This is a genomic window from Colwellia sp. RE-S-Sl-9 (assembly GCF_048296855.1).
Classification (GTDB): domain Bacteria; phylum Pseudomonadota; class Gammaproteobacteria; order Enterobacterales; family Alteromonadaceae; genus Pseudocolwellia.
Genome location: NZ_CP182631.1, coordinates 2,354,600 through 2,366,939, shown reverse-complemented (window position 1 = coordinate 2,366,939; position 12,340 = coordinate 2,354,600). Strand labels below are relative to the sequence as shown.

Genomic DNA, 12,340 nt, shown 5'->3' with positions numbered 1-12,340 from the left:
GGTCAATAGCTATTTAAGTGAATTTATAATGGGGCAGGTTTTTGGGTCTTGATTGGCCTTGCAAGAATCTGTCATATCTTGAATCACGTTCTCTAATCGCTGTAAATCATCGATCTTATCTCGTATGAGTTGCAGCTTTTGCAACCCCATCGACTCTATATCTGCGCAATTTCCGCTGAGTGACATCAGTGATTCAATTTCTTTCAGCGTAAACCCTAATGCTTTAGCTTTCAGAATAAATTTGAGTTGATTGACAAGGGCATCGCCATACATTCGGTAACCAGATTCTGGTTTTAAAGGCTGCTCTATCAGACCTTGACGCTCATAAAAACGGATTGTTTCAACGCTAATGTTAAGCTCTTTAGCAAGTTTACCTATGGTTTTCATAAACAGGCTCTTCAATTAATAAGTGTCATTATACCAATATTCAAAATTGCCCTTAATGTTGAAGAAATAATTCTCTCAATTATTATTGGTCACGGTTTTGTAATTGCTCACCGAGTCGATTGATATTCAGTGTACTAACATTCTTCATCAGTTAGGTGAGCAGCACGTAATAGGCTTCTTATGTCATCTGTGTCAATGTTCTCATCCACTAATGCTTGTTGCAGAAGTACACTAACTTCAGGAGATGGAGACAAGTTTTCGAGCTTCATATTTGCTAAAGCTTGTTTGAGCGTGTGTGGATTTTTTATTTTCACTGATTATAGTCTTAAGCTTGCGTATTCAAAGTAACACCAAAACTAGAATTGAGATCTACTATAGATTTAGTTTGCCGCCAAGTAGTAACCTTTCAACGGTTACTATTTTGTACTCCTTTGAAAAGTAACCTCTCAAAGGTTACTTTTTCAAAAACTCAATCGTAAGCACCACTTCTTAGCATTTGCTGAACGGGAGAGTCTATGACCCTCATTCTATACTATAATTACTCAGGGCGAACTATAGAGGTTTACGATGAATAGGAAACTTGAATTCAAGTACCCAAAACTTAGTGACGTTCTCGACTCGTTAGAATCCGACACTACAAGCTTTGACTATGCCGTTTCGAAAGATAACGAGTCCGATGATAAAATATATACATTTGAGACTCATCCTTTTTATTCGCAGGTTGGTGATCTAGGAGATCTTGAGATCCCCGATTCAGATATTTACTAATTAATATCGCCGTCTTTTAGTTGGCTTTGTAGCTTTTGAATTTCTAATAACAGTGCCTGATTCTCTGCATCTTTTTGCTCTGCGCTTTCTATCGCTTTTTGCCTTTCTAACTCAAGGCGAGTTTTATCTGATTCTAGTTCACTAATTTTTAATGACTTCTTAAAAGATTCAGTTTGTTGCATCGTTCTTTTACGACTCGAAATATAGTCTTCTAGAGAGCCGGAGCTACGATGGGTCATCTCTTTTTCCATCTGAAGTGCAATTGCGGTTTCATTAGCACTAAAGCCTAGCTCTATTGCAGCGTCCAAATGCTTATCAAGGCTATCGCCTGAAAATTTATGACGTAATGAGTATATCGATTTACCTTTAGGCCAGCCAAGTTCTGTGGTGATTTCACTGAAGAGCTTGCTGATATTTTCCGCCGTTAATGGTTTAAAGTTGTTGGGGTCTATGAACAAATGACCATCGTAGTTGCCAGTATCAATGTTGGTGAGAAACTCTTCCAAATCATTCTCAACGAAATTCCTGACAGCGAGCACTGTTGAGAATCTAAAGCTCACTGGCATAGTATTTCCTTGCTTAGCCAGCTTTGGAACAATTGATAAACTATCTTGCTTGTTGAGGAAGAACTCTTTTTCGATGATTTCTTTAGAAAATTGAAGTCTACGATAGCTACTAACTGAAATCGGGCGGCTACCCGTTTCATTCATGATCTGTGCAATTAAGAGTAGTGACGCTCGCTCATAGCCCTGATATTCATTAACTATGTAATTATTTAGTTCTTCTAGCTCATACTCACTTGCATCTTTTCTGTTTCGGCTTCTCGTATCACAATCTCTAAATAATTCTGGATAAAGTGAATTATTATTTGGCTTTTCATTTCTAGATACGGCGATTTCTTTCAATAATAATGATGATGTTATTTGATATGAAAACTTATTGGCCGGATCAAAACCAAGAATATTTGGGTGATATGTACCTTGCTTTTGTACCCAATGATAAAAGTTATAGATTGGCATCAAAAAATCACTGTTGACCGTTTGCTTGGCAACGTTTTCATTACCTCTGTAGCGAGAATCTGCTTTTGTTGCTTTTAAACAGAATGCCCTAAACTCCCTCATGCGTGAGTCGTTCATTTCAAGCCAGCTTATTTTATGTTTGCCAGAGTTTAAGAATTTAAATAATCGTCTGATAGCCTTTCGATAAGTGCGCTTGGTCTTAGGATCTCTATCAAGATTGATTAGAAAGTCAGTAGGCCCCCAAAGGACCTCTCCGTTGATATCTTGGTAAACATAGTGGTCTTGACGATCATAGCGTATCTTTGTTTCAGTAATACCGTTACTCATCTGAAACCTCCAATTTAAGCGGAACGCCACAATGTCTCTTAGCGCTAAACTCTGAGGCATCAACCGCATTGACTAATTGACTCCTATTGCCGATAAATAACATCGACTCTCTAGATGCGTTTATACATGTGTAAAGCCATGATTTATCAATCAAATAGAAATTATCCAAAATAACTAAAGAATGATTAAATTGATTACCCTGAACCTTCTGAGCCGTAATTACATAACAAAGTGCAATACTTTCAATATCATTTAATGACAAATCGATACAATCACCGCCAATGTCTATCTTCATCCAACACTCACGTCCATATGCAACGACAGGCTTTTCGTAAACTTCTACAATGTCTGCTAATGTGCCAACTGGTACATCGACAAATTTATTAGGTTTGGCAAAAATAATTGGCTCCCCCGCGTAGAAAATAGATTCTCCAATTTCTAGCTTTGCTACTTTTTTCCGATCAAAACGAACCCGTTGAATTTGGGAATTTATGCCATCGCACAATTGAGGACTAGAGCAAATGATCTTAGGTACATCACTTAACATTGAAGTCAATTCAAACCAAATATTGGTCGCAACGGTACTAAGCATCTCGTGAGATTTATCTTCAGTATGGTAAATACTTAGGCTTTGTTCTTCTGACACGTCAAATGCAGGAATAGCATCAAATACTGATGATGCAGCGCCACCAATTAAAGAGCTATACAGCCGTTGGATATCAGACTGGGACTCGGCACCGTTCACTTCAATTAACTCTGTTAGGGCTTCATCTTTTAATTCAACAGCCTGTTTGAAAAACGATCCCGGACCTATAGGGGGTAATTTAAATTTATCGCCAATAAAGCAAATGTGAACGTTAAGAGGAATAACCTTTAAAAGTTTATACAGCGTTAACATATCAACTGAATTTGAATTTTCTATCAGGATAAGTGCCTCAGACAATGCGCCTTTTAGGTTTCGCTTTTTTGCCTGTGAAATGAAGCGATTAATAGATTCTCCCTTTAAATTAGGCAGTATATTATCTTCATTACGAACAACTGAATTAACTTTCCAAACGTTAATACCATTATTAAGGCATACATCAATGATGATCTGGGATAGCAAAGACTTTCCTGTTCCAGCTTCCCCGACAATAAAAGAAACAGGCTGATTAAAGGCATTACCTAATGCCTGTAACTGGAGAGGATTTAGCTCAATATTATTGTTTTCTAGTACTGATAACGTTTCGCCAAACGCCAATGAACTCCTATCAAATAGCTGCTTTATCTTAGATAAACGCCTGTGAAATAATGCATTTATTGCCTTCTCAATCGCCTGATGACCTAAAATTTGTATAGTGTTATTTTGTTTGTTGAAACAAAGCGTCTGAAAAGCACAGTCTTCAACTTCATCAAGTTCTAGCTCAATTCCCGCTTCAATCAGCTCAGTTTTGACTTCATCAGCAGGTAATGCCATATCACCGTTATTGCTTAGTGCTGAATAGAGTAGTGATTCAATAAATGAAATCGCTCTACGCTTATCGTTCAAATTGATATCAAAATTAACTCTTAATTTTTTGTCTAGTGATTTCCATCTCCGCTTTGCAGCATTTACAGAGGTTATAGGATAGAGCAGATATGGATTCTTTTTTATCAGGCTACTTGCGTCATGTCCTAATAGCTGACGAGTCGCTTCAACATACTCAACTGGTAAATCGTGTCGTTCAAAAAATAGATTTAATTCAGTTTCACCAACAGCTTTAGCCCAACCATCACAAAGATTTTGGGCCATAACTGGTGAGATTTTTAGCTTTTTACAGTTAGATAACTTTTTAGCTGAGTAACTTTGTAAAACAGCTAATAAATCTTCACCAAAAGCGAGCTTAAGTTTCTTCGCCCAATAGCTATTTATCCCGACGAAATGGGCGTTGTAGATAAGAAAATCACAAAGAACATCTGTTGTAATTTCTGCGCTGGGGTGCTGCTTTGAAGCCTCATTAACAACAAACTGTGAGCCATACTCTTTATCAAAGAAATAATCACCAGTCGCCCTCCAGATTTCTCCTGTTTGTGGGATTGAGGTGATTGCACCGAATTCAGCCTTCACGATTATTTTTTCACGTGCAACCTTTAATAAAAAAATAGATGAAATACCACGTTTATCTTGTGTATGGTGCCGAACTAAAGTGACTACGCCTGTTAATTGCTTAACATCTTCGTGAAACGATATATTGCTTATTTGCATGACACGTCACCATCATCCAAGTAAAGTTTTGGAATATACCGACCTGTTGCCAACAAAAACTCTTCTGAAGCCAGATCTAATTGAATAGAGTTAAGCTGTGTCTCTAATGCCTTAACTTTCAATTCAAGCTCACTATTTGAAACCGTATTTTCTAGATTTTCTTTTACTGAATTTTCTTCTTCAACATCATTAGACAGCTCAATCTCAAGCCCTTTTTGTTTTCGAACTAGCTTCTCTATTGGACCATCAGGATCAAATAATTTTTGTAGATCTTCATTCGTATCTAGGGTTGATTTAGGCACATTATGCATCTTGAAAATTTGAGTCTTGTTAACCCGACCTTGATACAAAGGGATAACAGGCGAAGTATTTACCCAATCAGCTATCTTTTTAGCATTCTGTTTACCGATATCCTGAGAAGATTTTCTGCGCTTATTCACCATTATTTACTTCCCCGAAAAATCAATAATAGAGGTGCTCTCGTCAGCATTTTCGTAGCCGATACCATGTTCGTCTAAAAGCTTTTTCAGCTTTGTATTTTCGATACTGAGTTTCTTACTTTTTAGCTCAGACTGCTTAAGTAATTTTTTCTTCAGATCAAGCTGGGATTTTATAGACAAACGTATACTTTCAATCTGGTTTTCTAACGTGCAGTTCTCTTCTTCCAAGTATTTGTTAGTCACTCTAAGTTCAATTAATTCGTTTGCTAGCCCTTGGTGATTAACTTTAGATACTTTAAGCTCTTCCTCTAGCTCTTGCAGGGCGTTCTTTTCTTTAGTGTTGGCTTGCAGCTTGGCCTTAAACTTCAGTCTTTCCCAAATGTTTAGTTTATTTTTATCGCCATAAATTCTTAGCTTTAAGCTCGTAGGTATTGCATCCAGAGACTTTGCAGATGTTGTATATGTCGGAATATCATATTGCTTAACAACATCCTTACTATTTTGTTTACCGTTCCACTTTCTAAGCCCTGTAGGGCTGGTAGGGAAGAATTCAAGGACATATTTTCCTTTGTCATCAACCTGTTTGTTACCATTAACTAATACAAAGGGGATTCCCTCGCTTGCCCACTTTTCAAGTATTTCCACTTTTCTTTCAATGCGCTCAAAAGCTTCTTTTTGTTGGGGATCTTGGGTTTGTTTTGTCTTAGCCATTAGGTTGCTCCGCTTGGAAAATACTCTTACTTCTTTTCATTGTGCGTTCATGGCTTTCAATTAAAATCTCTAAATTAGCGCTTTGTTCCTTAGCTCGCATACGTTCAACAGGGAGCGTCAAATAATCAGCTTGGACTGCCTTTAGCGCGATTAAGTCTTCTTTCATAATATTAAGCTGGGTTCGTTTTACTTCTTGGTATGCACAGCCTTTACACACAGATGGTTCACAAGGTGCCTTATGCTTTTTAGCTTCTCCCTCTTTTTTATGGCAAGTAGCATGTGGTTTAGGTTTGTGTTTGTGGCCTCTAGCATCCAGCACTTGAGCCATTTCATTACTTTTTTCTTCGTCAGGTAATTCGCTAAAGCCTTTACCGTACTTGTCTTTGGTATAGTTGTTGAATCTGACACTCTTTTGTAAAACTCGGTAAACCTTTTTCAAATAAGAAGTATATTTACCTGCCATTTCTTCGGTGCCCATAAGTAGAGCCAGAATATCTTTTGCCGTTGTTTCAACACCTACTTCAGCAATTATTTTATCTAGTGCTTTGTTTTCTTCTTTAATCGCAATGGTAGATTCAGCTCTCTCATTTCGAGTCAGCTTGGTTTTATGATGAAGTTGCTCATGCGTTTCTCTAGCGGCAGGCTCCGTCACATACACAGTTGTTTCATCGGGATCAACATGTCCTAGCTGGTGACATAATGCTAGTAAGTCTGCGTTTTTGTACTGATAATGGTAAATAACGGCATAGATACGTCTGAATGGGTGGCTTTTCATATCCACTTCTGCATCACCTAGCATCATTTTTAAGAAGGCGTTGCCAGTGATCTTTGAATCTTTTCCCTTATTAAAATGATATTTATAGTGTTTGAAGTTATCTTGTTCATCAATTCTAAAGGTTGGCACATTAAACAAGCCGTCAACATCAACAGCCCCCCATGCTTTTTTCAATTTAATTAAGCATTGAATTGCTTTGGTACTACCGTTATTAGTTGTGTACCAGCGGCGCTCACCATTTTTCTCGTTATAAAAGCAGGCTTGATACCAATTGAACTTTTTATCTTTGCAACGGAAGAACTCTTCTGTAATACCGATGAGAGGGTGCTGGATTTCTGCTTGTCTTCTTGCGTTGTAAGTTTGCAATATGACATAACATGCGGTCATCAATAACGTGATTACCTCGGTTACAGAGAACGCCTCTGATTCTTTATCTGAAGCAGTTAAACTCGATTTATGGATTTCAATGCCAAGCAGCTTTTCAAGCTCTTTAACTTTTTTTGAGCTAACTAAAAATTCTGGAAATCTACCTTCAGTCAGTGTTCGATGGCGAAGCCCTTCATCAAGGTATTGATTTTTTAAGTTGGTAATTTCATTTACTAATGAAATTATTTTGGATGAATATTCGTATACCCAAAGGTGTGAACCGCCCAATAGATCAACAACATGTTCTAAATCCAAGTTTTTTGTGCGACCAGCTACTTTACCTAGCTTTTTAGAAAGCTGGTTAGGGTTAGGAAAAGGAATAAACTGCATCCGATCTTCGTTATCTAGTTTTGCAAACCTATTCCAAGTACCAAACCAGTTATTCAAAGATTTAACGGCTGGTTGAGAAGGTGAAGATGCGCCTTTGGATGCTAAACGAGCACCGACTTTAACTCCCTTTGATTTTAGGTGTTCTGTTACTCTTTGGTAAACACTAGTTGGAACTTGATTTTCAAGACTAACCGCACCGATACATTGGGCAATTTTAGGTACTCTTATACTCGTTACTTTAGAGTTTTCGGTATTACCGTCTTTGATTAAAAATGGCTCTAGTTCGTCATTCTCGATTAACAAATCGACAAATGAATTAACTCGGTCATGCAAGGCCAGCGTTGCTGGAATACCACCTTCTTTGAGCGTTACTTTCATCTTATCGATTTGCTTTTGATTTACTCCATTTAGTACGAGATGACCATGTAAGCACATATATTCAATGAATTGCGCTGCAACGTTAACTTGCGACATTACCCCTGTTTTTACAAATGTCGGCGTATGTTTAGCTCTGTTTGCATAGATATCGATGATTTCAACAAGTGCCTTGGCATAGTCAGGGTAAACCAATATAGGCACTGGGTGCTGCCACCCCGCAGCACCGGGAACCCATATATCTCGCAGATCTACAGAGCCTTTTTGTAGCACCGTTTCATTGGCTTTAGCGCCAGTTATCTTTGCGTGATAATGTAAAACAGTACCTTCAATAGAGAGCTTTTCATCTGTAACTTGCAACAGTTTTGCATTTTCTAAAAGCAGATCATCATGCTCTTCCAGTATGTCTTCCGGCTTTATATCTTCTAAGAATTGGTACTTAAGATTACTGTTCATTTTCTAATCTCCCTTTAGCTTCTTTGAACATTAGAGGATTGGATAACTCTACATACTTCACCAAACCAAACGTAAATCGCATGTCAGGTGCAATATACTCATCAAAATATTCTCTACCATGCTTTGCCAACAGCACCTCTCCACGTGCTATGTAATAAGCCTGATGTCGCAGGGTTCGTACAAATTCATCAACACCCAATTCAACGCGATTGAACTCGCAACCTTCTCCTGAATGGCACTTTCGACCTTTACAGATACTATCCTGTTTAGATTTATCAACAGCAGCGAAGATGTCTGTGCATGATGAGCCGTCTGCTAAAATAAACCATTCAGGCAATTCTTCTTTATGCTCTGCTGGTGCTACGATCAAATCCTCGTCAATGTTGCTACGATCTAAGCCGTATTTCTCTATAGATGCTTCTTTATGTCTAAACTGAACGGTTGTTTCAAATTTTCGCTGGAAGTCTGCATTGTTGGCTTCATATTCAATCACGGCGATAGGGTGCGTTAGATAAGCAGAAGTTACTCTACTGGTTGCATGATTTCGTTCACGTTGTGAATTTACTAAGCTACCGTCGATACCTTTTCTTAGATTCATTTGATGTTTGGCTAATAACTCCATCCGAAAATAAGGAAGGGTATAGTGATCGCGTAGCCTGTCTAAAATACTTGCCGATAGGAAATTTAGTTTTGTCGAACCCGGAGTATCCCAAATACTCTCTTGCTTAAAGCCCATTCGCACCATGTTGTCATGATGTTGGATAAGAAAGCTGATCACCTCACGAATTTCTTTTTCATGTGGCTCAATCGTAACGGGCGTAGCCTCTTTACCTACTTTTTCTTTGAACCCAGCAAGTACAAAAGGTCCTTCTGGTATTTGCTCTGGCAAATTTGCACGAGTCAACGTAGCTATTACATCTTTATTCCAAGTGGTTCTAATAGCTAATCTGATAAAGCACACAAGAAGAATGTTTTTTGGTAAAAATATGCCTGACCAAAAGAAGTCTCTCATACCTGTACTTGAGTTAGGAAACCAATGTTTCACATAAGTTGGGATTAACTCAGATTTTTGAGAGCAGTAGGTTGTGCTTGTTGTTCCAATGGATAGTTGATGCCGAAGGTAAGCACCCATCACAACTTCATTTGTAAATTCTTTTCTAATGGCACTCGCTTGTGACTTTAGAATTCCTCTACCTCCCTCAACTTGATTGTTTTTAACTAAAGCAGTAACTTCTTCTGGGATATTTTTGATGTGAACCCCATTTTCGTCTTTTTTCGTGTAAGTGTTAAAAGTAGATACAAGCTGCTTATAGCATTCAACTTCTTTCTTACACGAATTTAGTATCTGGTTAATTGGCTTTTCAAAGTACTCTTGTACATTTTTTCTTAACTCTGATAGCGATTGTTGTTGATTTTGAATAGGGCTGGGTAATACATCACCATTCTCATCAACAGGCTCAATTAGCTTTTGAGCATTCATTTCGTCAGATGCGCTAAATCTAGATTTAAAACCACAGTTTTTTATATCAATCAAGCCGTTGATTTTACCAGCATGATTACTTAAGAATGTACGTAGACCTTGGCTTCTAAGTGCCTTTAATTGTATATCCATCTCATCGATGATGTCTTCAAGCTGAGCAAAACCTAACCTGAAATCTCGCTGTTCTAATTCAGACAGTGGGTTGGTAAGGATATGCTTTATTTGTGCTGACTCTAGTGATGTATCTACGATATAGCCCAAAGTCCGCTCTATGTCAGATAAAGATGTGGCAGGCATTGGTGTAGTCGCTGTGTGCGTTTGTAATTTATTCAAAGCTGTGACTAAGACACTGTTTAATTTCAACAAAGGTTTTAGCTTGGTCAGGTTAAATTTTACGGTGATATCATTCTTTTTACCGTTAGCTTTGGAATAACCTTGAAAAGCCATTGTATTAATTTTTTCTTTTGGATTAATAGTCGAATCAATCTCAAAATCTTTTAGTAACCTTCCACTTTGAGTTGGGGTTTCGCATAGGTTCAGAAAGTCACGAATGAGTTGCAGCTTTTCTTGCTTATTGTTTGGGAAGTGTTCGGTGATTAATAACTCTAGATCGATTAAGCCCTTGGAAACATTATAAGTAATCAAGTCTTCGGGCTTTTTAGCAAATAGTAATCTCCCATCACTATATCCCCCTTGCTGAAGCAGTATCAAGATTTCTATTAGGTCAGTTACGCTGTCCGTATCGGCAGGGCTGGTTTCTGATATTTTTTCGAACTGACTAAAACAATCCTCGCCCACACTCTCCAACGGCAGAACTAATGGTAGTTGAAATGAATCTACAATATGCTCATTGTTTTCACACTGTATTATGAAGCGTGGCTTAAATTTTAACTGACCAGCTTTGTTAAAGTTGGTTTTGAAGAGGTCTTTCGCTTTATTTAGTTCAGGAGCAGTTAGCCCATGCTCAAAGAGCTTCTGTCTAAACAGTGTACTTGGCTGATTCAACTTTCTATTTGGTAAAGCCTTATGTAAGTTTTTCTCAAAATCGATTAGCGAATCGATAATTGTATTTAGCGTTAATTCGTTTAATGGGCTGTTGAGTAGTATTTTTATCTGAGAATTTTCAGGCCACTTGTCAATTTCGCGTAACACATTTTTAAAGCCTGCGATGACGGAGTATTCAAATGGCTGTTCTTTTGAAGCGTTTTCTAAATTGATCAGAAGATCGTGTAAAACCGAGTCTTTAACAAATAGATTTGGCAAAGTGTCGGGATCAATAACGGTAAACTTAATCTTATTTTTTACATCAATGGCAAAAAGATCGATGTTGGGATTTTTCTTAAAGTCTACATTTGTTGATAATAGTGTTTCATATGTTAATTCTGATGCATTAAAACCATTTTCTATGGGAGCACTGAATGAATTGAAAAAGTTTCTGACTGCGGTGCTGTAGCTTTTGGCTCTGCTCAAAGGAAAGCTGTTTACTAATGCTAGATCAACTGACTTGTAACCTTGGATTAGATCTTTGATGGTTACAGTCTCTGGTTTACTCACTAATAAATGGATTAGTGCTTGGTGATCTTCTTCATCAGTATTTATTAGCTGTAGCAATTTTGATATCGCTAATCGTAAATTATAATGCGCTAGAGATGAGGTTTTTTCGTTTTCATCATCCCATTTAGAATTGATTAAACAATGTTGTAAAAAGCTGCCTTTTGGGGCTAAGCTTTGAAAAATTGTATTGTCGATGTTGAGGATGCTTTTATTTTTATTGTCATTCATAGGACTAGCTTAGGTATACCTTAAAATTGTATCGACTTTCAGATAAATGATTGCAAATAATAACACTTAATCGGTCGGTCGGTGTATCTATTTTGAATTTATAATACCTTAAAACCCTTTTAGCCTTAGCGTCGGCATTAGAACAAGTAGTTGAAAGAGGTTTATACGATAAAATTATTGTTACCCGAAGTACGCCAGAGATAGCTGAATCTATCGGGTTTTTACCCGGTACGGAAGAAGAAAAAATGGCTCCGTGGTTATCAGCTATTACAGACTCATTAGAAGTACTGCATAAGAGTGACGAGAACATGAATGGCAGTTTAAATTACATTATGGATAAGGCAAATATTCAATTTAAATCCGTTAACTTTATGCGCGGTCGCAGTATTCAAAATGCCATTGTATTACTTGATGAGTGTCAGAATTTAACCGCGTCACAGTTAAAAACTATTATTACTCGTTGTGGTGAGGGGACTAAGTTAGTGTGTTCAGGTAACTTAGCGCAAATAGACAGTAATTACTTAACCGCAGTAACATCAGGTTTAACTTACATTGTTGAACGTTTTAAAAACTTCCCAGGTAGTACAACCGTGCACTTAAATGGAGTAGTTCGTAGCCGTTTAGCATCGTTTGCGGAAGAAAATTTATAACATTTAAGCGCGTGTTAGTTATAGTTTTCAGTTTTTATGAACTTAAGCAATACCTAAATTGTACTCGGTGCTGCTTGAGTTTTGTTTCCATGAAATACCTTAGGTAATAATTGTCACTTTATCTTTTATGTGTTTTAGTTATTGTATTTAAAAGATAATTTACCCTTTTAAATTGCATCGTATATCCCTG

The 12,340-nt window shown here is 37.5% G+C and carries 8 protein-coding genes and 1 pseudogene; 1 reads left to right on the top strand and 8 read right to left on the bottom strand.

The features are described 5' to 3' along the window. Positions 1-9: 9 nt before the first annotated feature. The 8 genes from ACM9HF_RS10080 to ACM9HF_RS10045 all read right to left on the bottom strand — a co-directional run bounded on the left by ACM9HF_RS10080 (position 10) and on the right by ACM9HF_RS10045 (position 11,500). Positions 10-387 carry a MerR family transcriptional regulator gene (locus ACM9HF_RS10080; RefSeq protein ID WP_193332408.1) on the bottom strand — a complete coding sequence of 126 codons (378 nt, stop codon included), beginning with the start codon at positions 385-387 and terminating at the stop codon, positions 10-12. Positions 388-521: 134 nt separating this feature from the next. Beyond that, positions 522-701, bottom strand: coding sequence for a hypothetical protein (locus tag ACM9HF_RS10075; protein ID WP_473618219.1), 180 nt, complete (start codon positions 699-701; stop codon positions 522-524). A 450-nt stretch (positions 702-1,151) separates the two neighbouring features. Next, complete coding sequence (locus tag ACM9HF_RS10070; protein WP_227009438.1) at positions 1,152-2,501, bottom strand: hypothetical protein; 1,350 nt, start codon at positions 2,499-2,501, stop codon at positions 1,152-1,154. Further along, positions 2,494-4,725 (bottom strand): AAA family ATPase, encoded by a 2,232-nt coding sequence (locus tag ACM9HF_RS10065; protein ID WP_473618218.1) that lies wholly within the window; start codon positions 4,723-4,725, stop codon positions 2,494-2,496. The genes ACM9HF_RS10070 and ACM9HF_RS10065 overlap by 8 nt, the downstream gene beginning before the upstream one ends. After that, positions 4,716-5,168, bottom strand: coding sequence for a hypothetical protein (locus ACM9HF_RS10060; RefSeq protein ID WP_227009439.1), 453 nt, complete (start codon positions 5,166-5,168; stop codon positions 4,716-4,718). The genes ACM9HF_RS10065 and ACM9HF_RS10060 overlap by 10 nt, the downstream gene beginning before the upstream one ends. A 3-nt stretch (positions 5,169-5,171) precedes the next feature. Next, on the bottom strand, positions 5,172-5,876 hold the full coding sequence (locus ACM9HF_RS10055; RefSeq protein ID WP_473618217.1) for a hypothetical protein: 705 nt from the start codon (positions 5,874-5,876) through the stop codon (positions 5,172-5,174). Next, entirely contained in the window at positions 5,869-8,238 is a 2,370-nt protein-coding gene (locus ACM9HF_RS10050; protein ID WP_193332411.1) for a hypothetical protein, read from the bottom strand. Before ACM9HF_RS10050 ends, ACM9HF_RS10055 begins: the two co-directional genes overlap by 8 nt. After that, positions 8,228-11,500, bottom strand: a complete 3,273-nt coding sequence (locus ACM9HF_RS10045) for a hypothetical protein (protein ID WP_473618216.1) — start codon at positions 11,498-11,500, stop codon at positions 8,228-8,230. The genes ACM9HF_RS10050 and ACM9HF_RS10045 overlap by 11 nt, the downstream gene beginning before the upstream one ends. Positions 11,501-11,610: 110 nt before the next feature. Here ACM9HF_RS10045 and ACM9HF_RS10040 point away from each other — a divergent pair. Then, positions 11,611-12,150, top strand: a pseudogene (locus tag ACM9HF_RS10040) (PhoH family protein); the annotation flags it as partial. Between the last annotated feature and the right edge of the window lie 190 nt (positions 12,151-12,340).